The sequence below is a fragment of the Zavarzinia sp. CC-PAN008 genome (assembly GCF_051903925.1).
In the GTDB taxonomy this organism is placed as follows: domain Bacteria; phylum Pseudomonadota; class Alphaproteobacteria; order Zavarziniales; family Zavarziniaceae.
Genome location: NZ_CP173678.1, coordinates 4,292,802 through 4,319,159 on the forward strand (window position 1 = coordinate 4,292,802; position 26,358 = coordinate 4,319,159).

Here is a 26,358-nt window from a genome sequence, read left to right on the forward strand (position 1 = left end):
TCAGCCGCCGACGGCACCGCCCGCATTGGTGCCGACGAACGAGAAGGCCGCCCAGAACAGCGGGTGCGACCAGTCGACGGGCAGGTCGGCGCCGGCCCGGGCCAGCAATTGGCGCTGGGATGCCGCCAGCGCCGCGGCATAGCCCTGGTCCATGTGCGATTCATAGGCCCGGAAGATGCCGGGGATCAGGGCGCCCGTCGACTCGTCCGGCACCGGCCAGTGCGACGCGACGGCCGAGCGGGCCCCGGCATAGAGGAACGAGCGCACCAGGCCCGACAGGCTCTCGCCCGAGGCTTCGCCATTGCCCGCCGCCGTATTGCAGGCCGACAGGACGACCAGGTCGGCATCAAGCTTCAGGTCCAGGATCTCGCCCGCGTCCAGCAGGATGTCGGCGGGCGACGCAGCACCCCCCGGCGGCGTGCTGAGGACCAGCGACGGCTGGCGCCAGCAAGCCAGATCCTCCGCCAGCAGGCCATGGGTCGCGAAATAAACGACGCGGTACTGGTCCAGCGCCATCGACTTCAGCCGCGCCTTGGTGAAGTCCCCCTCCATGACCAGGTCGGTGCCGGCGCCGGGAACGACCTGGGCAATCGTCTCCAGTTCCGACTTGGTGCCTGGCAGGGCGGGCATCTGGCTCAGCACGTCGGCGTCGTCGCGGCACTCGCTGCTGCTCCTGCGCAGCATGCGGGCATCGCGGGTCATCGCCACCGACTGGGTCACCTGCCCGGGCACGAAGTCGCCGAAGCCGACCAGCGCCTTTGGCGCTGCCGACCGTCCGGCCTGTGTCCGCAGGCCGACATAGGAGCGCAACGACGGCACCACGGACAGGGTATGCGACCGCGCCATGAAGGCGACCTGGCGATAGTCCAGGCCCTGGATCGGCGGGGGTGGTTCGGTCACCAGGATCTGCAGCGGCACGACCAGCAGGTCCTTGGACGGGACCAGGGTCAGCCGCTCCCGACCCGCCAGGGCCGCCTCGCCGGGGCCGAACAGCGTCCGGTACAGGTCATGGGCGCTGGCCACGTCGAAGGGCGACAGGCTGCCGTCGCTGCCGATGTCGACGCCAGCCCGCAGGTTGCGGACCAGGTCGCGCACCTGTTCGCCGGAAATGGCGACGGGATAGGGTACGACTTCGTCGCTGGTCACGATCATGACCCAGCCATTGCTGACGCCCATGGTCAGCATCACCACGGCTTCGTCCCGCTGCAGCAGGCCGCGGACTTCGGCCGCGCGCACCGGCAGGTCGACCAGCTGCCCGTATTCCGGCGACGCGCTCTGGATCGCCTGCTCGATGTCGGCGGTTTCGGAATCCAGGGCCTGGATCTGCGCCCGCGTCGCATCGACCAGCGCGGCGTCCCGGAACTGGGGGTCGATCGCGACCAGGCGATTGAACTCCTGCTGCGCGGCATAGCGCTTCAGGTCGATATCCTGCTTCTGCCGGATCAGACCGCTCACCGCACGGTCGCCGCTCGACAGGCGCGCCGTCGCCAGCGCGATCGACTTGGCGGTCACGCCCTCGCGCACCACCGAGAGGGTTTCCAGCATCTCGTCATGAAGGGCCACCGCGCGCTCCGGGTGGGCGTCGGCATCGGCCTTCAGCAGGGCAAGGTGGCCGGAAATGTCCTCCAGCTTCAGGCCCTGGTTGGTCCGGCGAACACCGTCCAGGGCCTCCCGCCCGATCTGCAGCGCCTCCGCCGTGCGCCCCTGGGCCGCGACGATGCGTGCCAGCGCCAGGCCGTTCAGGCCCTGCCGCCGCGAATCGCGGAACAGCAGGCGCCAGTCATCGGCCGCCTGTCGCCGCAGCGTCTCGGCCAGGGGCAGGTCGCCCTTGGATTCCTGGATGTCGGCTTCAAGCTCGACATAGCGCGGCGGCCACCATTCCGGCGTGTGCCCCTGCCCTTCCAGCAGGGACAGCGCGTCCTTCACCACGGCGTCCGCCTCGGCGACCTTGCCCTGCTTGAACAGCAGGGCCGCCTCCGCGTACTGGCTCTGCGCCAGTTCGACCTTCAGGGCGGCGACAGACGAACTGGTGGCGAGGCCCGGCGACGCCGTCGTGATCAGCCCGCCATAGTCGTCGCCGACACTTTCCTGCTCGCGCTCAGCCAGCAGGCGGCGGCGCATATCCGACGCCTGACGCGCCAGGTCGAGCGCGCGATCGCTCAGCTTCTGGTTGGCGGCGTGGAAACTGCGGTAGGACAGCAGGCGCGCCTGCTCGGTCGAGGCCGGCTGGTTGGCAAGCCAGCCCTCGCTGGCCTTGAACAGGGCCTCCGCGTCGTCGTATTCGCCCTGGTTGGACAGTTCCAGCGCCAGATGCATGGCGGCATCGGCGTTGCCGGGCACGTCGGTGCCCACCAGGCGCTGGTTGATGGCCAGCGCCTCGCGATAGGCGGCTTCCGCCGCCTCGAACCGGGTGACCGCGTCGTAATAGGCGCCCACCGTGAACAGGTTGTAATAGGCCTTGAGGTCGCCGGCGCCGAACGTGGCGGCCTGGGCCTGGGCGATCCGCGCCTCGATCCCGCCATCCTCGGCCCGGACCGCGCGCTGCTCGCCGCTGGCGACCAGGATCACGGTCTCCAGCGCGGGCTGGGACGCGGGGATGCCCTGCGCCAGGTAGAGGCGCCCGCGCGTCTCGACCGCGAACGCGATGGCCGGCCAGCCACCGCGCAGCAGCCGGCACTGCGCCACCGCCGCCTGCAACCCGCTCATCAGGGTCCGACGCTCGACCGGGTCGCACGTCATGCGGGGATCCAGGAACGTGCGTAAGGGGCCGCCCGTCACCTGGGCCTCCAGCGCCTCCAGCGAGCCGCCGACGCCGTTGGCGACGAAGACCCGACCGCTTGGCTGCTCCCAGTCGCCGCAGCGCACGACATAGGCCTCACTCGTGCCGTCCAGCAGGCCGTCGCCGGTCGTCTTCTGGCCGGTGCACGCCTCACCCGCCAGGTTGGCGCCCAGGACGATGCTGCCCTCGACCGTGTCCTTCTCGACGATCGCGCGGGTGACGGCGCCACAGCCGGCCAGCGCCCCGGCCAGCATCAACGCGGCCGATGCCAGGACGAGGTGACGCAGTACCCCTACCATTGGTCGTTGTCCCCCAGGTTGGAGGAGCGGAAGTCGGGTTCCACCTTGGGGTCGAGCTTGCTGGGCAGCACGACGGGGGGCGTGATCGACATCAGCGCGTCGACGATCGAGCTCACCTCGCCCGGCGTCTGGCCGGGGCCCGTACCCACCGGCAGGGTCAGGCGCGTGGTCGGGTCATAGGTCCGCGGCAACTCGTCCACTGGATCGACCGGCGGCTCCGGCGGCGTGACGCAGCCCGATACGACGGGGCACCCATTGAACAGGTAGGCGGCGTTGGCGCCACCCGGCCGGTCGACCAGCATCGCGGCCGCCGGGCCCGCGACCCCGTTGATGATGCCCTGCAGGTCGGCGCTGCCGCCCGTGCCGATCACGGTCAGCGAGCGCGCGATGATGAACCCGGCGGCATTGGTGACGGCGGTGCCGTTGCCCAGGTCGATCACCAGGTCGTCGGCCAGCGTCGTCCCGCCAAACAGGACATTGCCGCCCAGGCTGGCCAGCCGCGCACTGGCGGCGCCAAAGGTGATGTCGCCGGTGAGCAGCAGGTCCCCGCCCGCGGTCCTGATCAGCGTGCCGTCGAACAGGATCGGGCCCAGACTCGCGGCCAGGACCAGGTCGGCGCCCGCCGTGGTGACGTTGCCGGCGATCGACAATTCCCCGTCCAGGGCGGACAGGCGCACCGTGCCCGCGGCTGCCAGGATGCTGAGCGGCGCATTGACCGTGACGCGGTCGCCGGTGAAATCCAGCAGCGCCGTGCTCAGCGCCAGCGGCGACATGGGCCCGACGACCAGGTTGGCGACACTGACCGCGGCGCCGCCAATGGGGACGATCTGGCCGAAGCTGATGCGCGCCGGACTCCGCAGGAAGCCGGCGGAGCCGCCGTCCATCACCCCGCCGCTGCCCAGGCTCAGCGCATCGCTGCCGGGACGGGAGGTGATGACACCGACGCCCGCATCGCCCGTCGCCGTGGCCGTGAACAGGAAGTCGGCGGCCGAAAGCGACAGGTAGCCCCCGGCCGCGCGCACGGCGCCCGCGAGCACCAGGCTGCCCAACCCATCGGCGCCGATCCCCGTGCCCGGGACCGCGGCATCGGCGAACAGGCCCAGATTGCGGGCACTGCCGTCCGCCGGATCGAGCAGGATGCTGCCGCCGGCGCCCACCTCGATCGTGCGACCGGCAAGCAGCAGCAGGTCATAGAAGCCGGCAGGCGCGCCGCTGGCCAGGCTGACCAGGGCCGCATTCACGCTGATGTCGCGCGCCGCCAGGATGGTCGTCGTCGCCTGGAACACAGTGGCGGCGGCGATCGCGACATCGCGCGCCGTGATCGTGCTGCCCATCGTCGTGATCTGGCCCAGCAGGACGCGGCCGGCCGTGACCAGCCGCACGAAGGCGCCGGGATCGACCGTGCCGCCGGCCGCGACCGTCATGTCGAGGCCGGAGCCGACGATGCCGATGCCGGCGACGCCGGTGGCCGTCGCGTTCACCTGGATCGCCGCGCCCGACAGGGCCAGGAGGCCCTGGGTGGTGACGTCGGCATCGATGAACAGTCCGCCCGCGCCGTCCGCCAGGCTGGGGCCAATTCCGGTCAGGCCATCATCGGCCAGCAGGCTGAGTTGGGCCACGCCAGCATTGAGCGCCGCCTGGATGCGGATGTCGCCGCCGGCCGCCAGGACCAGTTCGGCCGCCGCCGTCAGGCCGGTGATCGGGCTCGTCGCGCTGACCGTGATGTCGTTCGTGGCCACCAGCCGGGCACTGAGCGTGCCCGGGTCCAGCGCAAAGCCACCCACCACGTCCAGGCTGTCGCCCCGGAACGTCTCGCTTTCGTAGCGCAAGGCCCCAAGGACAAGGTTCGTGGCCCGCACCTGCGCCAGTTCGATCGCCGACAGGATCCCCGCGGCGCCGCCGACGCTGAGCCCGCCGATCGAACCGGCCATGTCGATATTCGCAGCCTGGGCCAGGGCCCCGGCATCCACGACGAAGTCAGCCCCCTGTAGCAGCAGCAGGCTGCCGGTGCCGGTGATCGCGGCCGACAGGCGCAGCGTCCCCACGCCGTCGGCTGGCTGGATCCAGCCGCTGACGAACCCGGCGGTCGTGTCGGCGGCAATCGAAAGCAGTCCGGCAAACGCGATGTCGGCATTGACCGCGATGTCGCCGCCCGCCTGGATATGGACGCCGTCGCCGGCCCCCGTGCGGTTGGTGAAGTCCTGCGCCGCGTTGATCGCGATCGTGCCGCTGGACCACAGGTTGACCAGACCGCCGCCGGACGCGGCGCTGATGCCCGCGTTGACGGTCAGGCTCTGCCGGCCAAAGGCCAGGAGCTGGGCGATGCCGGCGGTGGTGCTGACGCCATTGGCGGCGACCGCGCCGTCGATGACCAGGGTGCGGTCGGCATAAAGGATTGTCGCCGAACCCAACGCCACCGCACCGCCCACCCGCGTGTCGAAGTTCGCGACCTGGGCACCGCCCAGCGGGCGCATGACGCCGAAGCTGACGACCTTCGGGCTGGCGATCCGGGCGATGGAGGCCGCGTCGATCGTGGCCCCCGTGCCGCCCAGCACCAGCGCGTCGAGCTCAGGACGGGAGGAGACGACACCGACGCCGGCATCGCCGCGTACGTCCGCCGTGATTCCGAACGCTGCGGCAGACAGGGCGACATAGCCGTTCTGCGCCGTCACCGCGCCGTCGACCTGCAGGCGCCCGACGCCGTCGCGGGTGGGCAATGCCACGCTGCCCACCGGCAGGTCGATCGCCGCATCCGCGAACAGGCCCAGGTTCCGGGCCGACCCGTCCGTCGGGGCCAGGGTGACCGAACCGGTCGTCGAAATCCGGATGTTGCGGCCGGCGATCAGGCTGAGTTCGTATTCGCCAGGCCCGGCCGTGGTGCCGACATCGACCAGCGCGGCATCGACCAGGATGTCCTGCAGCGCGATCAGCACGGTCTGGTTGGCGAGCGTCACATCGTCGGTGACCGTCACGAACGCCGTGGTGCGCGGCCCGATCGCACTCTGGACCTGGCCGATGAAGACGCCTCCGCCAGCCAGGACACGGGCCAGGCTGGCCTCGTCCACCGTTGCCGCGGTCCCGCCCAGCGTCGTCAGGCCCAGGCCCGACGTCACGACGCCGATCCGGCCCAGCGCATTGACCCGCCCGCCGATCCGCACCTGCCTGCCGGACAGGGCGATGTCCCCGCCGGCGCTGATGTCGCCGGCCACGCGCACGTCGCCGACCTCGTCCTGGAAGCTGGCGCCGAACGTCTCTGCCGTAAAGCCGTCGTCAGCGAACAGCGAGAGCCGGGCGCTCGTCGTCGTCAGGATGCCATTGACCAGCACGTCGCGGCCCGCAGCCAGGATGACGTCGGGGACCGCGCCGGTCAGGTTCAGCACGCCGTCCACCGTCACGTCGCGCGCGGCAAGCAGGCGCAGGATCCGGGCCTGCGCTTCGATCGCCACGCCGCCGGTCACCAGCAGGTCCTGGACCCGCTGCGTGCCGGGCCCCGGCAGCCCGGCCAGGACCTGGACCCCGATATTGACCTCGCGGCCCGAGATGTTGCCGATGTCGGCACCAGTCAGCGTCGCCTCGGCACCGTTGCCGACGACCAGCAGGGCGCCGCTGCTCGTGATGTTCACCATGCTGGCGGTGACCAGGCCCGGCACCTGGATACGCGCGCCCGACAGGTTGACCGAACCGTCGACCCCCGCGACGGTGCCCACCACCGCCCCCTCGACCCGCAGCGTGCCGACGCCGTCCGCGGCCCCCGTGACGCCGGTCGCCAGGGCCAGCGTCGCATCGGCCTGGATCAGGCCGCCGGTGCCGAACAGGATCGTGCCGGTGACGACCACGTCGCCCCCCGCCAGCAGGCTGACACGATTGCGCGCGGCATCGCCGCCGGAGCGGTTGGAGAAGTCGAGCAGGCCGGCAACGCCGATCGCGCCGGCTGCCCAGACATCGATGGCGCCGCCGTCCAGCGCCCCGGAAATGCCGCCGTTCAGGGCGATGTCGCCGCCCGATTCGAGGCGCAGCGCAAAGGTGCTGCCGGGCGCCACCGCGCCGATCGACAGGCTTCCGTCAACGGCGATCCGGTCCGTCGCGACGATCCGGGTCTGCAACGCCAGGTCGACGGCGCCGGCGACCGTCACTTCGGCCGCCGTGCTGAACGTCCCATCGGCGTTCAGGCTGCGGCCCAGGACCAGGCTGCTGGTCCCCGCCAGGCGCCCCAGCGCCGCCGCGTCGATGGTCCCGCCCGCCCCCGCCACCAGGCGCGCTCCCGCCGCATTGACGAGCAGGCCGCCGGCGGCCGCCACCCCGGTGCGGATCGCGATCGCGTCGCCGCGCAGCGACACCAGCCCGGCCGCCGTCACCTGGCCATCCAGCACCAGGTCGGTTCCCGCCTGCATCACCAGCGGCGCGCCACCGACCGAGATCGCCGTGGCCCGAAGGGCGCGGCCGGCGCTGAGCACCACTGTTGCGTTGCTGTCCAGGGCCACGAGGTCCAGCGCGCTGGCCAGCGTCAGGTCGCGCGTCGCATCCAGGGACAGCCCCGCGACAGCACCCGCCAGCGTCACCGCGCCGTTGATCGTGATGTCGGTCGCCGCGATGCGAATGGCGCCGCCACCCGCGCCGAAGACGATGCTGCCGCCGCTGCCCAGGACGAAGGCATCGCTGCCAATGCCGCCGAACAGCACCCCACCGCCTTCGCGGGCGAAGGCCAGATCACCGGACGCGGACGCATAACTGAAGCCGCCATGCGTCAGCGTGGCCGTTGTCAGCGCGCCGTTGACCTGGATCGTGCCGTCGGCGAACAGGTCGACCGATGTCCGGGCATCGCCCGCCAGCACGTCGCCGTTCACGACCAGGTCGCCGCCCAGGGCATGGAAGGCCAGGATGGCGGTCCCGGGTCCGGCCCCGCCATCGACCATCGTCACGCTGCCATCGACCACGATCCCGGCATTGGCCGCGAAGAGCGCCGCAAGCGGGTCAAGCCCGCGGGACACGACCAGGTCGGCGGCGATCGTCAGCGTGCCACCGGCGAAGAAACGTCCGCCCTGGGCCAGGGTCTGCCGGCCGTTGATGTTGAGGTCGCCGCCGGCCTCGATCTCCAGGCGCGCGACCTGCGCCACGTCCAGCGTTCCGTTCAGGTCCAGCGTGCCCCCTGCCCGCACGGCAAAGGTGACCGCCGGAACAGCCCCGGGAGCGAAGCTGAAAGCGACCGCGCCGAGGGCCAGGCCGTCATCGGCAGACAGCGTGACGGCCGAGCGCTCGTCCGCCAGGACGATGTCGCCCAGCACCACACTGCCCCCGCTGACGGACAGCGTGGACGTCGCGCCATCGCCGGCGCCAGCCGCGCCGAAGCGGATTGTTCCCGTCTGGCGCACCACGGCGCCCGCGATCCCGACATTCCCGCCGGCGTCCAGGTCGGCCAGGCTGATGCTGCCGGCGCTGCTGACGTCGATGTCGGCATTGCGGCTGACCAGCGGGCCCAGCGTCAGGGTTGTGCCGCCGGTGACGGCGATCGACCCGCGTGCGGTCAAGGCCCCCGTTGACAGGGTGCCGCTGCCCAGGGACAGGCGGATGCGGGCGGCATCGACCGCGCCCGCCAACGTCGCATCCCCGCCGGCGAGGACATCGAGCGCCGCCAAGCCAAGGGCCAGGTCGCCGGATACCGTGAGCGGGCCGCCAGCCCGCAGCACCAGGGCGCTTTCCTGGCCACCATCCGTGCCCAGGGCCACCCCGGTCAGGTCCGCCCCGGCAAGATCCAGGGATCCACTGCTGATGATCTGGAGCACCGCGACCCGGTCGTGGACCACCCGCAGCGTGCCGTTCAGCGCGATCGTGTCACCCTGGATCAGCAGGCCGGCCGCGGCACCGCTGCCGGCGGAGCCCAGGAGGATGATCGAGCCGGCATCCTGGAGCACGGTGGCCGCAGCGACGTCCAGGCTGGTGCCCGCGGACAGGGTGCCGGACAGCGTCACGACGCCGGTGACGGCGCTGACCGCGATCGCCGTGGCGTCGATCTCACCCCCAAGCGCGATGGACGCCCCGGCCGAAAGTGTCACGCGGCCGCCGGTCAGGCTGGAGCCCGACACGAGGCGCAGCGCGTTGCCGGCTTCCAGCGCGACGAGCGCGCCATCGGCGCTTCCCGTGAAGTCGAGAGAGCCTGCCGCCGTGACGGTGACGCCGTCGCCCAGGCTGACCAGGCTCCCGCTCACCGCCAGGTCGCCCTGGCCCGCATTGACGGTAATCGCCCCTTGGGCCTGGACCCGGGCGAGCCGGACCTCCTGCAGGGCCTGGATGGTGACCGTGCCCAGGGCTTCGATGGCACCCGCCGCCGTGATCGGGCCGGCGACGTCGAACCGGATATCGCCCCCGGTCACGCGGCCGCCCAGGGTCAGGGTGCCATTGCTGCCCAGCAGCAGGGACTGCGATCCGGCCAGGACCGCGCCGCTGACCGCCAGGTTGCCAAGCGCCACGGCAAAGACGCCGGTGCCGGCCCCCGGGCCGAGTGCCCGCGCGTCGAGGCTGCCCAGCGCCAGGTCGCCCGTCGCCGACAGCGAGATGGAGCCGGTGGCGCCCAGGGCGACGAGCGCGCCGGCCAGGCTCAAAGTGCTGCCGACGACGCGCAAGTCGCCACTGCCCCGCGCGCCGAAGGCAAGCGTCGTGCCGGCCGCCTGGGTGATCGTGCCGGCGGGGGTCCCTGTTGCCCCACGCCCGGCCAGGATGATGTCGGCGCCCGCCGTCAGGCTGGCGTCGAGGGTGATGGCGGCCGCGCTGTAAAGGCCGATCGCGCCACCCGCCGTCGCCTGGCCGCCGAGCAGGATGTTTCCAGCCAGGACCAGGATGTCGCCATTCGCGGCGGAGAGGCCCGCGGTGCTCGCCAGGCCGCCTGCGTCGAGTGTGATGCCACCCGGTGCCGTCAAAGCAGCGCCCAGGACGATGTCGGCGCCGGCCGTCAGGGCGAGGCTGCCGGCGGCGACGGGTCCGGCGATGGTGATGCCCTGGCCAGCGGCAATCGACAGCGCCAGCACACCCGCGTCGACCGCCCCGGTCGCCGTGAAGGCGCCAGCCGTCTGCAGCGCGATCAGGCTGCCATTGCCCGGCACCGTGACCGCGCCGACATCGATCGCGCCCAGGGTCAGGTCGCTGCCGGACGCGATCCGGATGACTGAGACATCGTCTGCCGCGACGATGGCCCCGGCCAGGGCCACACTGTCCGCCCGGATGTCCAGGGTGGAGGCCGCCGCGTCGCCCGCCCCACCCAGGCCGAAATGCAGCGTGGTCCCAGCAGCCTGCGTCACCGCTCCGGCCGGTGCCGTGCCGATCCCCGCGATGACCACGTCGCCCTGGCCCGCGACATCGCCGTTCAGCGCGATGGTGCCCACCGCCGCCAGCCCGATGCTGCCCTGCGTTGCCGTCAGCACGCCAAGTGTCAGGGCGCTGCCGGACAGCGCGATGGACGCGGCCGTGGTCGGCCCGTTCAGGACGATCGTCCCGGCCACTGCCACGTCCAATGCCAGCGCCCCGGCATTCAGGACGCCGGCCACGCCAAGGCTGTTGCCGTTCAGCTCCAGCACGCCCCCGCCACTGGCATCGGTCATGGCCGAGAGGTCGAGCGAGCCGAGGTTCACCGCTCCCTGGGCGGCGATGTCCACGCTGCCGGTGGAGGCGGTTGCCACGATCTGTCCGGCCAGGTCGATCGCCAACCCGCGCACGAAGAGGTCCCCGCCAAAGCGGATCGCGCTGCCCGCCACCTGCGTGACGGCGGAGGCGAAGGTGTTGCCGCTGGGCCCCGTGATATCGAGGTCGCCACCGGCCGTCAGCTCGGCGCCAATCGCGACCGTGCCGTTGGACGCCTGCAGCACGACCGAGCCGCCCGCCGTCAGCGCGCCACCCAGATCCACCGTGCCGCCGACGATCGCCACGTCCCCGGCACTGTCCACCGCCGCCAGCGCGATCGCGCCGCTGGACGACAGGTTAAGGCTGGCGGCCGTCACCGCGCCGTCCAGGTCGATCGCCGTGGCGCTGCTGGCGACCAGCGCAAGCGCCCCCGCATCCAGCGCGCCACTGGCCGTCACGGGACCGCCGGCCACCAGCCGCAGCTGGCCAGGCCCGCCCAGGATGGAGGAGACGTCGATGCTGCCGACGCTGAGGCCGGCCTGCGCCTCGATATCCGCACCACCGGCCGTGCCGGTCGACAGGATGGCCCCCGCCAGCGTCACCGTCCCGCCGCGCACGAACAGCGAGCCACCAAAGCGAATCGTGCTGCCCGCCACCTGCGTCACGGCGGAGGCGAAGGTGTTGCCGCCGGGCCCCGTGATATCGAGGTCGCCACCGGCCGTCAGGTCGGCGCCAATCGCGACCGTGCCATTGGACGCCTGCAGCACGACCGAGCCGCCCGCCGTCAGCGCGCCACCCAGATCCACCGTGCCGCCGACGATCGCCACGTCCCCGGCACTGTCCACCGCCGCCAGCACGATCGCGCCGCTGGACGACAGGTTGAGGCTCGCGGCCGTCACCGGGCCGTCCAGGTCGATCGCCGTGGCGCTGCTGGCGACCAGCGCAAGTGCCCCCGCATCCAGTGCGCCGCTGGCCGTCACGGGACCGCCGGCCGCCAGCCGCAGCTGACCAGGTCCGCCCAGGATGGACGAGACGTCGATGCTGCCAACGCTGAGGCCGGCCTGCCCCTCGATATCCGCGCCACCGGCCGTGCCCGTCGACAGGATGGCCCCCGCCAGCGTGACCGTGCCGCCGCGCACGAAGAGGTCCCCACCAAAGCGAATCGTGCTGCCCGCCACCTGCGTCACGGCGGAGGCGAAGGTGTTGCCGCCGGGCCCCGTGATATCGAGGTCGCCACCGGCCGTCAGGTCGGCGCCAATCGCGACCGTGCCATTGGACGCCTGCAGCACGACCGAGCCGCCCGCCGTCAGCGCGCCACCCAGATCCACCGTGCCGCCGACGATCGCCACGTCCCCGGCGCTGTCCACCGCCGCCAGCGCGATCGCACCGCTGGACGACAGGTTGAGGCTCGCGGCCGTCACCACGCCGTCCAGGTCGATCGCCGTGGCGCTGCTGGCGACCAGCGCAAGCGCCCCCGCATTCAGCGCGCCGCTGGCCGTCACGGGACCGCCGGCCGCCAGCCGCAGCTGACCAGGTCCGCCCAGGATGGACGAGACGTCGATGCTGCCAACGCTGAGGCCGGCCTGCCCCTCGATATCCGCGCCACCGGCCGTGCCCGTCGACAGGATGGCCCCCGCCAGCGTGACCGTGCCGCCGCGCACGAAGAGGTCCCCGCCAAAGCGGATCGTGCTGCCCGCCACCTGCGTCACGGCGGAGGCGAAGGTGTTGCCGCCGGGCCCCGTGATATTAAGGTCGCCACCGGCCGTCAGGTCGGCGCCAATCGCGACCGTGCCGTTGGATGCCGTGAGCCGGATCGAGCCACCCGCCGTCAGCACGCCCTGGAGGTCGACGGATGCGCCCTCGATCTGCGCGTTGCCGGGCGTGTCGACCGCGCCAAGGACGATGTCACCGGAAGAGGTCACGACGACATCGCCACCGGTTGCGCTCAACCCCGCCGCCGTCACGGCTGCGGCCTGAAGCTGGATCGCATTCGCCGTGGCCGGACCCGAGAGCAGGATGGTCCCGGGCACGCTGAGCACCAGGTCGAGGACTCCGGCATCGATAGCGCCAGAGGCCGTCAGGTTGCCACCCGCGGCCAGGCGGAGCGTGCTCGCCCCCGTGTCATCCGAGATCGAGCCGAGGTCGATGCCCCCCAGGCCAAGGTCGCCCGTCGCCTCGACATCGACCGTCCCGCTGGTGCCAGCGGACGCCAGCAGCCCGGCCAGGGAAACACCGGCACCGCGCAGGATCAGCGCCCCGTCCCCGCCGGTCGCGAAGCGCAGCACCGTCCCGGCGGACTGGTTCACTGCGGTGGCGAAGGTGGTCGCGCCGCCCGCCCCGGCAACAGTCAGGTCCAACGCCGCGGTCGCATCGGCACCGAAGCTGATCACCCCGTCCGACAGGAAGCTGAGCGACTGACCGCCGAGGATGGCGCCCCGCGTGGTGATCGCCGCGCCGGTTACGCTGATGTCGCCCGCGCTGGCATCCAGGGCAGACACATCGGCCAGGCCGCCTGCGGCGATGCTGATCCCGCCGGGAGCCGTGACCATGGCCGCCAGCACGATGTCGGCATCGGAGGCGAGGTCGACGGAGGCGGCGCGGATCGCACCGCCCAGGTCGATGTCGCCGGCGGCGCTGACCGCAAGCGCAAGGGCGCCGACATCCAGCGCGCCGGAGGCGGTGAAGGCGCCGCCGGTGCTCAGGTCGATCAGGCTGCCATTGCCGGGATCCGTGACCAGGCTGAGGTCGAGTGCGCCCAGCGTCAGGTCGCTGGCCGACACCAGGCGGAGCACGGCGATATCGTCGCCCGCCGCCAGCACGCCTGACAGATTGACCAGGCCGGCCGTGATGAACAGCGTGGAGGCCAGGCTGTCGCCCAGGCCGCCGCCGCCAAAGGTCAGGCGCGTTCCGGCGGCCTGGCTGACGCTTCCGGCGGGGACTCTGGCCGCCGCGTTGCCGGCAATGGTGACGTCACCCCGGGCAACGACGTCGCCTGTCAGCTGGATCGCCCCCGGACTGGACAGGACGAGCCCGCCGACACTGGTGGTCAGGCCGGCCACGGTGATCGCCGAACCCTGGAGAGCAATCGCTGCGGCCTGCGCGGGCCCGGCAAGGACGATCGCACCGGGCACCGTCACGTTGAGGTCGAGAATGCCGGCCTGGATCGCGCCAGAGGCGGTGAAGCCCGTGCCCGCGACGAGGCGCACCAGGCTGCCACCGCCGCCGTCGGTGATGGTGCGCATGTCCAGCGCGCCAATACCCAGCGCATTCAGCGCCTCAAGATCGGCGGAGCCGCTGCTGCCACCCGCGATGGCGGCACCGGCCAGCACAACGTCGGTCCCGCGCAGGATGAAGTCGCCGACGCCGTCGTCGCCGAAGCGGATCGTGGTGCCGGCCGCCTGACTGACCGCGCCGGCGAAGGTCGAGGGGCCATCACCGCCCAGCACCGTCACGTCGGTCGCGGCCGTCACGTCCGCATTGATGGCGATGGCCCCGGGCGAGTCGAGGCGCACCGCGGCGCTGGACCGCACGGCGCCGGACAAGGCGATCCCGCCTGCGGTGACCTGGACGTCGCCGCCATTCGCCGTGAGGGCGACCAGGGACGCATTGCCGGCGGCGCGCACGCTCAAGCCCGCGCCGCTGGTGGCGCCCGCCGCCATCGCCACGCTGCCGCTGCGGCTGGTGACCGTGATGCCATTGCCGGACAGGGGGGCCGTGGCCAGGATCATCACATCCGCGATTGCCGCGAGCGCCAGCGTCCCCGTCGCAACGACGGGTCCGCCCAGTTGCAACTGGCCCGTGGCATCAAGGTCGATGTTCGCGGCTTCGACGGGGCCGTCCAGCGTGATCGCCCCGGGCGCCGCCACGTCGAGGTCGAGCACGCCCAGGCTCAAGGCCCCGGTCGCACGCAGGTCGGCACCGGTCGAGAGCGTGACCAGGCTGGTGCCGCTGGTGTCGCTGATCGACGTGAGGTCCAGCGCGCCGATCGTCAGGGTATTCAGCGACGCGATCGTGGTGGAACCGGCGCTGCCGGCCGATGCGATCGTACCGGCCAGGGTCACGTCGGCGCCCCGGATCAGCAGGTCCCCGCTGCCACCTGTGCCGAACAGGATGGTCGTGCCTGCTGCCTGCGTCACGCTGGCGGCGGAGGCGGTGGGTCCCGCGGTGCCCCGGGCGCTGAACCCGGCGCCTGCCGTTACGTCGGCGGCGATGGTGATCGCCCCATCGGCTACCAGGAGTACCTCGGTGTCGGCCACCAGCGGACCCGACACGCTGGCCGCTTCTGTTCCGCCGTCCACCGTGATGCTGCCGCCGCTCAGGCCGCTCACCTCGGCCCCCAGGGCGCCGGAGACCAGGATGCCGTCGCGCGCCGTGATCGCGTCGGCCAGGATCACGTTCTGGGCCGCCTCGATCGAGACCTCCCCCGCTGTCGCGCTGGCCGCGCCGAGCAGGGTGACGGCGCCATCCGTCGACTCGACCAGCAGGCCGGTCGGCGCCGTGATCGCCCCGCCCAGGCGGATGTCGCCGCTGCCGACAATGCTGACCACGCTGCCGACCGTGATCGCCTGCGTGATGACGACGCCGCCAAGGCTGTCCACCAGCAGCGGTCCGGCCGTGGCCGTCACCGGCCCGTCGATCACGATGTCTGCATCGCTGATCAGGCCGACCCCGCCATCGGCGGTTATGCCGGCATTGAAGGTGATGGCGTTGCCCGCACCGGCCAGAAGGCTGGCCGAGCCGACATCGACAAGGCGCGCAGCCTGGAACTCAGCGGCGGCGTCGAACGCCACCTGGTTGCCGGCACCGCCCAGGCCCGCCCCGTCCAGCCCCTGGTTCAGCAGGATGCTGGTGGCGGACGTCAACACCACCGACGAGCCGCCGTCGCCGTCGACCAGCACAATGTCGCCCAGCAGGATGATCGACTGGGCGTCGATTCCGAATGCGGTGCCCTGGGCGTCGCCGGTCAGGCCGATGCGGATCTGCGTGTCCGTGGCCGACGTGACGGCCACCGGCATCGCATCGACCGTGCTGCCCTGGACCAGCAGGCCGAGCGCAAGGTCGAGGTTGGCATTGATCGCCACCGTCCCGTCCGCCAGGACGACCAGGCCGCCGACCGGCGCGTTCACAGCCCCACCGATCGTGACGTTGCCGGTGCCCCCGTCGATCAGCGCCAAGGGGCCGCCAAAGGTGAGCGCGCCGTCGAGGACGATACCGCCGCTGGCGCTGACCAGCTGCACGACGCCACCGGCATCGATTGCCGCCGTCGTCACGGCCAGGCCCGCCGAGAGGTCGAGCGAACCGGCGCCCAAATCCATCACCCCCATGGTCGCCGTCGTGCCGGCGGTCAGGGTCACCAGGAACGCGGACGCCGTCACCCCGCCCGCATCGAGGTTCAGGCTGAGCGCCGTGCCCGCGTCCAGGACGACTTCATCGGCCTGGGGATCGGCGATGACGACGCTGCCGCCGAAGGTCAGCGCGCCGCTGGCCGTCGCCCGGAGGGTCGTGCCACCCGAAGCGGCGGCACCGACCACCAGGCTGGTGCCGGCCGACTGCACCACGCTGGCCGTGGCACCGGTCCCGCCGCTGCCGGCCAGGGTCACGCCAAAGCCTGCCGTGACATTGCCCGTCAGGGCGATCGCACCATCGGTCAGGACGCTGAGCGCCTGAAGGGCCGTGACCGGGCCCAGCATCACGGTGCCGACACCGCCATCCACGGTCACGTCGCCACCGGACACGCTGGCCACGGCGTCCACGCCCGTCTCGGCGTCAAGCGTCACGGCGTTGCCGCCGGCGTCGACCGTGCCGAGCAGGCTGATCCCGTCATTGATGCTGGTGACCGCGATCCCCTGGGCGGCGTCCAGGCGGCCATTGCCCTGCACGAGGCCATCGGCAGACACCACGAGTGAGCCGTTGCCCAGCACGATCGCGCCCAGCGTCACTTCCGCCTCGGCGCCCAGCGCGCTGATCGTGACCACAAGTCCAGTGGTGGTGGTGGCCAGCGTCGTGAGGCTGCCGACGGAGACGGAATTCAGGCCGGCAAGAATGTCGATGGTGGAAAGCTGGTCGTCCGCGGTAGTGATGCCGCCATCCAGCGCCACGCTGCGGCCACGAACCGACAGGGTGGAGACCGTGGCGTCACCCGCCGTTCCGAACTGGAGCGTGGCGGTGGCAGCCTGGATGACCGCACCGGCATCGCCGCCGCTGCTGCCGCCCAGCACGACCGAAAGCCCGGCGGTCAGCGCATCGTTCAGCCGGATCTGGCCATCGGCCAGGACCTGGACCCCGCCGCTAGCCGAAACCGGGCCCAGTTCGGCATTGCCGCTGCCGGCGTCGATGGCGATGTCACCCGCATCGGCGTCCAGCCCGCCCAAGGCGTCTAGGCCGGTGGCAGCGGTGATCGTGATATCGCCGCCAGTGATGCCAGCATTGGCGACGACGCCGGCCGCCGAACTGGTCAGCGTGACATCGCCCCCGGCCAGCAGGCTGCCGCCAACCGTCAGGAGCCCGGGCGCCGACAGCGCGACTGATCCCCCACCGGCGCTGATGGCACCGCTGCTGAGGCTGTTGCTGCCGCCCGCCGCGCTGGCCGTGATCTGCAGCAACGGTCCGGCATTGCCGGCGGCGATGCTGCCGATGGCGACCGATCCGGCCGATGCCAGAAGGTCGATGCTGCCCGCCTGGTTGTCAGACGTCAGGATCGACCCGTTCAGCGCAATCGACTGCGCCAGGACCGACAGCGCCGTCACCAGCGTGTCGTTGGCGGTGCCGAAGCGCAGCTCAAGCCCCGAGGCCATGGTGACGGCACCGGAGAAGGTCGTGCTGCTGCCGCTCAGGGCGACCGACTGGCCGGCCGTCACGCCGCCGCCCAGCGCGATCGCGCCATCGGCGGCGATGGTCACGTCGCCCGCCGCGGTCAGGGCCGCCACCTGGGCCGCGCCCGACCCGGCGTCCAGGTCGATCCCGCCCGAATTGGCGGTCAGGCCCGCCGCCGCCGTGATGCCGGTTCCGGCATCGATTACGATGCCCGCCGCGCCGGCAATGGCACCGGTCGCGTCGACCGCACCGGAGGTGGCCAGCGTGACCGAGCCAAGGCCCGCCGCGATCGCCCCCACCTGGATATCGACCGGGGTCAGGCCCAGGGCCTGCAGCAGAACGGCAAAGGCGGTGTTGGTGACGGCGGCTGCGTCGATCGTGCCGACTGCCAGGGCGCCGGGGTTGGTGGTGATGGTGATCCCGCCCGCGCCGGTGTCGAGCGTTGCCAGCGTGCCGTCCAGGTCGACGGAGCCCGCATTGATCACCAGGGTCGAGGCCTGGCCGTCGCCCGTCGTCCCGAACCCGGCCTGTATCCCGGCGCCCTGGGTGACGGCCGTCGCTACCGTGGTGGAACTGCCGCCCAGCGCGATGCTGAGCCCCGCCGCGACGCTGCCGCCCAGGGCGATTGTCCCGTCGGCGCGGACGGTGACGTTGCCATCGGCCGTCATCGCCCGCAGCGTGGCGTCGCCCGAGCCGGCATCCACCAGGATGTCGCCCGCGCCGGTGGTCAGCGCAGCGTTCCCCGTCGCCGTGACGCCGGTCCCGGCGGTCAGCGCGATCCCGGTCCCGCCGGCCGTGACCGCCCCGCCCAGGGCGATCGCCGCATCGCTGGTCAGGGTCACGCTGCCGCCGGCATCCAGCCTGCCGCTGACTGTCAGGTTGTTGGGACTGTCCAGCGTGATCGAACCCGCCCCGGCATTGATCGCGCCGACATCGACCGTCGTCGTGGCGGAGACCGAGACGCTGAAGCCGCCGCGCGTGACGGCAGACGCATCGATCGTCCCCACCAGCGCCGGCCCGGCCAGCGCCGTGATGGTGATGCCGAACGCCTCGGTATCCGCGGTGTTCAGGCCACCCGATATCGAAACCGTATTCGCCGTGATCGTCACGCTGGACTGCAGGCTGTCGCCCGGCGTGCCAAAGGTGACAGTGCCGATGCTGCTGAAGGAGGCCGCGGCCCCGCTTCCGCCCGCGCCCAGGACCGTGATGCCCTGGCCGGCAGACACATTGGCCAGGAACTGAACCGCGCCGTTTGTCGTGATGGCGATGGCGCCGCCGGCCTGCAGGCCGAACAGCGCCAGGTCGGCCGACGTGCTGGCGATCGACAGGTTGGTGCCCGCGGTGATCGTGCCGGCCGGGTTGAAGTCGACCGCCGTCTGGATCGTGACCGCGCCGGCGCTGGCGGTGAGTGCCCCGGTGACGCCCACGGCGCCGGTGGCCGCCGTCAGGTCAACGCCGGCCGCGGCGCTGATCGCCCCCGTGACCTGGACGTTGCCATTGCCGGTCCCGATCAGAGCACCGGCACCCAGGGTGACGGCGCCGAGATTGACCGATCCCCCGGTGGACACCAGGCCAGCGGTGAAGTTCGCATTGGTGATCGCGGATGCGGCGATGCCGCCCGCGATGGTCAGCGCACCGCTGGTGGTGATGTTGACGGAGGCCGCCAGTTCGTCGCTGGAGGCGAGGCCGCCCAGGAAGTTGAGCGAGGCCGCGTTGATGAAGACGCTGCCACCCGAGAGGTCGCCCGACGTGCCGAAGGTCAGCGTGGTGCCGCTGGCCTGGCTGACCGCCCCGGCGGCACTGCCCGAGGTCAGACCGCGGATCGTCAGGTTCGAGCCCGCCGTCACATTGCCGGTCAGGGCAATGGCGCCGGGCGTGAAGAAGGCCACCGAATTGTCGGAATCGACCTGCGCCACGCTGATCGTCGTGGCTGCCGTGACCTGGAAGGCCGTGACCACGGTGACCGTGCCGGAGACGGTGACGGAGGCGCCGGTGCTCTCCAGCGTCAACTGGCTGGCCCCGAACGACCCGCCCAGGCTGAGGATGCCGCCAGCCGTCGCCGAGACGACCTGCCCGGTGGCGGTGACGGCGCCCTGGAACGCGAAGGTCGTGCCCGCCGAAAGCGTCGTGGTCCCCAGGAAGGCGACTGTATCGGTGAAGGTCAGGGACCCATCGACCGCGATGCCGGCCGTGCCGGAAAAGCTGGCCGGCCCGTCAAGCGTCAGGTTGCCGTCCGCGGTGATGTTGACGCCGGGACCGCCTGTGATCAGGGTCGCGGCAGCGACGACCGTTGGCCCGGCAAAGGCAACGCTGCTGTTGATCGTGACATTGGCGTTGGTCGTCGCCGTGCCGCCGATAGGCGCGATCCGGCCAAAGGTGGTGGTGGCCGTACCATTGCCGATGCGCGCCAAGTCGGCCGCCAGCAGGTTCCCGCTGGGACCAATGACCAGGGCGGCAGTCGCGGGCTGCGACGTGATGATGCCGATCCCGGTATCGCCAACGACACTGCCCCCGGTGGGGACGGAGATCCCGGCGCCCGAAAGCGCGACATAGCCTCCGCTGGAGAGCACGCTGCCCAGGATCTGGACGGCGCCCGCGCCGTTATTGGTCGAGCCATCGCCGGTGATGTCGGCATCGGCGAAGATGCCGATATTCCGGGCGGAATTGTCGGCCGGGTCCAGCGTGACCGTGACGCCCGCGGCGATCGTGACGTTACCGCCGGCCCGCAGCTCCAGCTCATAGGCGCCGGTGGGCGCCACGAAGCCGGTGTCCGTGATGTCGGCATTGACCAGGATGTCGGTCAGCGACGTCATCAGGGTGGCGTTGCCCAGGCTCAGCGCCTCGGTCACGACCAGCAGGCCGGTCACCATGTCGAGAAGCGACGACGCGCCGATGGATACCACGCCACCGCTCAGCTGCTGCAGCGAGGCGGGGGAGATCACGGGATTCGGCGGCAGGTCGCTGTCGGTGATCGGCTCATAGATTTCCTGCGTCGCGCCATCCTGCGACGGCACGACCGATACCTCGCCACTGGCCATGACGGGGCCGGTGATGCCGATCAGGTAGCCCGCCAGCGCGACGCGCGCCGCCTGCACCGTGCCGCCGACGAACAGGCCGCCGGGCACGCTGGCCGTACCCGGCACCAGCGTGTTGCCGGCATCCGCATGCAGGACCAGGTCCATGTTCGGCGCCAGGATCGTGCCGCCGATCGACACCGTGTCGACACCCAGGAAGCGGACGAGCGTTCCCGGCGTCAGGTTGCCGAAATCGACCACCTCGCCAATGTCGACGACGATGTTGGTATTCGACACGACGTCGACCGCGCCCGCGTTCAGCGCCGGCGCGAAGGTACCGGCCGTTCCCGTGGTAAACGCGACGATGTTGCCGGCGACCAGGAAATCGCCCGCCGGGTCCTGGAACACGATGCCGCCCAGGCTGAGCGTGCCGGTCGTCGTGAAGCGTTCCAGTTCCGCGGCGTTGAGGATGCCCAGTGCGCCAAGGGTCAGCGGGTCGGTCAGGTTCGCGACGCCGATCGTGCCGCCGGCATTGTCGACCGCAGCCGTGACGGTGTAGTCGGCGGCGCTGAAGAACAGGTCGCCATCGGCACCGACGCGGGTGATCGGGGCGGCGAGGATGATGTTGCCGGCACCGTCGCCGCCGACGTCCGAATTCGGGGCGTCGGCGATGAACTGGTAGCGGCCGTCGCCCAGGTCGACCGCGGCGTTGATGAAGATGCTCTGCCCGGCCAGGAACTGGACGTCGATCCCGGAGCCGACCAGGTTCGAGAAGTCCTGCGCGGTGTCGATCGAGACATTGCCGCCGCCGGAGACGATCACCGTGCCGCCGTTCGGCAGGTTGACCAGTTGACCGCTATTGGCCAGCGTCACCGTGTTGTTGGCACTGCCCAGGCGCAGCGTCGCGATCGACTCGTCGACCGACACGCCGGTTGCGGTGAACGAAGCGCCCGCGTCGATCAGGAGGTCACCGGATGCCACGATCAACGTGGCCGAAGTCAGCGTGAGCGCTTCACGGACCTCGGTCTCGTCGGCGGCCCGGTCGGAGCCGTTCGACGCCAGGATCGACCCGAACGTGACCTGTGTTGCACTGGCGAAGCGCATGACGTCGGCGGCGCTGATCGTCGCGTCCGCGCCCCCGATGATGAAGGTCGAGACGTCGTCCGGCTTGGACACGGTCAGGCCCACGCCGGTCGCGATGTCGACGTCGGCATTGACGTCATAGCGCGCGGCGCTCAGCGACAGGTAGGCGTTGGTCGTGCTGATCAGGCCGTCGATGGTCAGCGTCCCGCTGCCGTCCTCGGTATCGAATTCCCCGTTGGTCGCACCATCGGCGAACATCGCGACGGCGATGAAGAAGCCGTCCGGGTCGACCGCATAGGTGCCCGTGACCGACCCCGCCGCCGACAGCGTGAGGTCGTTGCCGGCCACAAGGTGCAGCCGATAGGCGGTGGACGCCGTGCCCGGCGAGGTGCTGGTGATCGCCGCGTTGATCACCAGGTCGTTGGAGGCAAGGATCAGGGCGTCGACCGCAAAGGCCAGATCGTCGTTGATGACGATGTTGCCGGTGATGGTCCCCGCCCCGAAGTCGCCGCCGATCATCAGCTTCGTCGTGGCGTTCAGGCGGGCGATATCGGCGCCGGTCACGGTCGCGTCCGCGCCGCCGATGATCAGGTCGCCGCCGGTCTGGCCCAGCAGGATCGTCTCACCATTGACGTCGGCGGTGATGCTGTAGCTCTTGGCCGTCAGGAAGATGTCGGCGGCGTCGAGAGTGCCGCCGATCGAAAGCAGGGCCGGATCGTCGCCGTTCGAGCCGTTGAAGGTCCCGGCCGTCAGCGACAGGTTCCCGGTCGCGGACGCGACGGACAACGGCGCGTTGACCGCAATGCCGCCATTGCTGGAGATCGACAGCGTGGCCGCCGTTCCGGTCAGGGTGATGGCGGCGTCCACCGTGACACCGGCCAGGCCGTTCAGGAACAGGCCGGTGAAGGTCGACCCATCGCCCGCGATCGCTTCGCCGATCACAAGCGTGCCATCCGCCGCCTGGAGCACCAGGCTTGAATCTGCAACCAGCTGCGTCAGCGCCGTGGTGCTGAGCGCGCCGCTGTCGCCGCCGACGACGAAGTCGCCCTGCGTGCCGCGGACCGTGATGTTCGGGCTGTCGACCGTGACACCGTCGGCCAGGACGAAGGAGGCGGCCGACAACTGGGCAAAGTTGAAGCTGGAAGCGGTCCCGACGCTCAGCGATGCATTGATCGTGATCGTCCCCGCCTCGGCGGAGAAGTCCAGGAAGGCATCGGTCGCGACCGACTGGTTGATCGTGATGTCGCCGCCGGAGGAAGTCAGTGCCAGGCCGCCGACCATGTCGAGCACGGCATCGACCGTGATGTTGCCGGTCGCGTCCAGGCGCACCCGGGTGCCGCCCGCGGCGGCCGCCTCGATCGCGTTGGCGCTGATCTGGAAATTCGCGCCCGGGCTGTCCGTCTCGTCGACCAGGTTGTCGCTCACCTCGCCGTCATCGACGCCGGTGACCTGCTCGACGACGGTGATGGTCTCGGGATCCAGCAGCAGGTCGCCCGGCCGGCCCCGCTTGGCCGCGGCGTCGACGATGCCGATGAACTGCAGGTTGATCTTGCCCGAAACCTCGACCTGGCCGCCGTCGCCGCCATTCTCGCCGCCGCGAGCATTGATCGTGCCGCCGAAGCGGGTATTGCCGTCGGCCCAGACGACCGCCGTGCCGCCGTCGCCGCGGTCCTTGGCGGAAACGTCGATCTGGGCGCCCGTCGCGACGATGGTGGTCTGCGCGGTGGGGGTCGGCCCCTGGCCCTGCCAGCCGCCGCCGATCAGCGCGGTGCCGCCGCCGGCCTGGCCGCTGGCGTCGACGCGCGCGTCCGCCCCCAGGACGACGCGCTCGCCGGTCACCGTGACGCTGCCTCCCGTCTCGCCCGCGTCCTGGCCGCTGGCGTCCAGCGTGCCGTCGACCCGAACCGTGCCGGTGTCGCCGCCAGACAGGATGATGGCGCCACCCTCGGTCCCGACGGTCAGCGCCTCGACCACGCCGGTGGTGTTGATGACGTTGGCGACCACGTCGCTGGCCGCCCGCGCGCTCATGATCACGGTGCCGCCGGTGGCCGACAACGTGCCGGAATTCTGGACCAGCGCGTCCACCGGCTTGCCGTCGGGGCCAAGCGGCGCCTGCTGGACCGGCTGGCCGGTGTCGAAGCTGATCAACCCGTCGCCGTTCAGGTCGACGGTCACCGTCTGCGCCGCCCCCAGGGCGATCGTGCCACCCCGCGCGGCGATCACGCCCTGGTTCTCGACACCGGGCGCGACCAGCGCGCCCAGGCCCTGGTTGCGGATGTTGATCGTGCCCTGGTTCACCACCCGGGCATCGGGATTGGGCGACGGGATCGAGAAGCTGTCCCGCCCGGCCATGAAGTCGCTGGTCGGGATGTCGGCCGTGGTGGCGACCAGGCCGCCTACGTCAACCTGCGCGCCCTGGCCGAAGACGATGCCGTTGGGATTGACCAGGAAGATGCTGCCATTGGCCTCGATCTGGCCGGCAATGGCCGACAGGTCGCCGCCGGTCACGCGGTTCAGCGTGACGGACCCGGCATTGGGCTGCTGGAAGCGGGTGATCTCTCCCTGGCCGATCGAGAAGCTTTGCCAGTCGATCGCGGCGCGGTCGCTCTGCTGCTGGATCAGGACCTGATTCGGCACGGGCGCGGAGATGACCGCCTGTCCGCCCACGACGGTCCCGCCCTGCGGATTAGCCAGCGCGCCCGGCGGCACCGCCAACGCCATCAGCGCGCCCAGCACGAAGCCCGACGTGCTGGTCCGCGTGCAGCGGTCCAGCACGGCGCGCAACCGATCGGATGCGGGGCTGACCACGGACGGGATCAGGCGGCGACGCGTCATTGCTGGCCCGACCTCAGAACACGGTGCTCAGGCGCATGTAGAAGACAGGATCGGAATCCTGCCTTCCCCCGCGCCCCAGGCGGTCCGCGGCGCGGAACTGCTCGTCCGGCTGGCGGGTCAGCGGCTTGGCCACCTCGACCTCGAGCGAGAGACCCTCGGGGTGGTAGAGGCGCACACCGGCGCCGCTGCCAGCCAGCGTACGCCGGCGAATGTTGTCGCCCTCGCGCAGCCAGACCGCGCCGAAGTCGTAGAAGCCGTAGAGCTGCCAGTTCAGCGTCTGGGTCTTCTCGGCATAGGTCCAGTCGGCGCTGCCATTCAGCTGCAACTCGGCTGTGGTGCCGATGCCATCGTCGCCCGAAAGCTCCGACGGGGCATAGCCGCGACCGAACAGCGTGTTGCCCAGGCGGAACTGCTCGCTGGAGAGCAGCGAGTCGATCGCATACTGCCCGCCCACGCGCAGCAGGCCCGTCAGGCGCAGGTCGTCGGTGAACTGGTGGATCGTCTGGAAGCGCGAGACATCGAAGGTGAACTTGGTGAAATCCGTCTCACCCCGCGAGCGGGAGCGCAGCCGGCTGCTGTCCTCGGTCTGGAAGATGCGCAGGCCCCGGGAGGCCGTGACCGAGCCGACATTGCGGCCGCCCCAATCGTCCACCACCTCGAAGTCGACGCCGGCACGCACGGCGCGGATCTGGTCGCGCGTCTGGCGAAAGAAGGCGTTCTCCACCCCCTCGTCCGTCCAGTCCAGCGCGCCCTGCAGCGACAGCGACAGGCGGCGGGTGCGGATGATCGGATCGGTGACGCGCAGCGCGTAGAACCAGCTTTCGCTGACCGTGTCGATCGTGCGCAGGTTCAGGCCAGGCTGCGACGGGCCATAGGACGCCTCGGCCGAGAGGGTCAGCCCCTCGCCATTCAGGATGGCGGAACCGAACATCTGGACGTAGCGCTGCTCGTCGCTGAAGGTCGAGAAGGCCAGCAGGCCCACGCGTTCGCCATAGGCGGTCAGCGAATCGATCTCGGCCGAGGCGGCCGCCCCCCAGGGACCGGTGAAGCGCGAGCCGCGATTGCTGACCGAGGCATAGCCGGCAAAGGGAATGTGGGTGACGTCGACCACCAGTTCGGATCCGCCCTGCGCGGTCTGGCTGGGGCGCAGGGTGGATGTCGCGAAGATGCCGGGAATGTCGTTCACCAGCAGAAGGTAGCGCTCCAGCGTCTCCAGGCGGACGGGCCGCTCCTCCCGCACGTTCGCCATCGTCCGCTCGACCAGGTCACGGACCGGGCCGATATCGCCTTCGATCGAGACGGTCTCGACAAAGCCCTCGATCACGCGGATGCGGAAGATCCCGCCCTCGGCCCGCTGCTCAGGCACCAGCGCCCGGGTCAGGATGAAGCCGCGCCCGCGATACAGGGCCTGGACCTCGCCCGCGATCTGGAACACGCGGGACAGGACGATTTCCTTGCCCAGATCGCCGGCCCACAGCGCCTGCAGGTCCTCCTGCGGGATGGCGGTCACCCCGTCGAGCACCAGGCCGCCCAGCACGAAGCGCAGGTTTTCCGAACCGATCGGCGGCCCGGGGCGGGTCGTGGGAATCACGATCGGCTCAATGACGGTGGGCGGCGGCGCGGGCGGGGCGACCTGCGGCACGGGATTTGGCGGCGGCACGAAGCCATCGGGCACGGCCTGGGCACGCGCCGGCTCCGGCAGGAGGATGCCCAACGCCATGCCAGGCGCCAGGACGGCGAGCGCCATCAGCATCGCGCGCACAGCCCGACGCTTCGGCATCGCAACGGCCTGGGGGGCCAAAGTGCCGCCAACTCCGCACTGCATTATCGGGCTGCCTACACCTCTGGATTGCGGAGCCGCGGCGGGCCGTCGCCCGCGCCTCCTGTCCCCCGGCGCCCCTGGCGGCGCCTTGGGCCAAAGGATGAA

General features: G+C 71.3%; 3 protein-coding genes. All 3 read right to left on the minus strand.

The window, feature by feature from the left end:
• Genes ACI6GS_RS20060 through ACI6GS_RS20070 form a run of 3 tightly spaced genes read right to left on the minus strand, consistent with a single transcriptional unit; the run spans position 1 to position 26,211 of the window.
• Complete coding sequence (locus ACI6GS_RS20060) at positions 1–3,078, minus strand: CHAT domain-containing protein (RefSeq protein ID WP_439815239.1); 3,078 nt, start codon at positions 3,076–3,078, stop codon at positions 1–3.
• A complete protein-coding gene (locus ACI6GS_RS20065) occupies positions 3,072–24,431 on the minus strand; it encodes a two-partner secretion domain-containing protein (protein ID WP_439815240.1) in 21,360 nt (7,119 codons plus the stop codon). The genes ACI6GS_RS20060 and ACI6GS_RS20065 overlap by 7 nt, the downstream gene beginning before the upstream one ends.
• Before the next feature lie 13 nt (positions 24,432–24,444).
• A complete protein-coding gene (locus ACI6GS_RS20070) occupies positions 24,445–26,211 on the minus strand; it encodes a ShlB/FhaC/HecB family hemolysin secretion/activation protein (protein ID WP_439815241.1) in 1,767 nt (588 codons plus the stop codon).
• Positions 26,212–26,358 lie beyond the last annotated feature (147 nt).

What these genes read in the sequence shown, in the direction of transcription:
- ACI6GS_RS20060 (WP_439815239.1), bottom strand. Translation starts at nt 3,078, where the DNA reads ATGGTAGGGGTACTGCGTCACCTCGTCCTGGCATCGGCCGCGTTGATG.
- ACI6GS_RS20065 (WP_439815240.1), bottom strand. Translation starts at nt 24,431, where the DNA reads ATGACGCGTCGCCGCCTGATCCCGTCCGTGGTCAGCCCCGCATCCGAT.
- ACI6GS_RS20070 (WP_439815241.1), bottom strand. Translation starts at nt 26,211, where the DNA reads ATGCCGAAGCGTCGGGCTGTGCGCGCGATGCTGATGGCGCTCGCCGTC.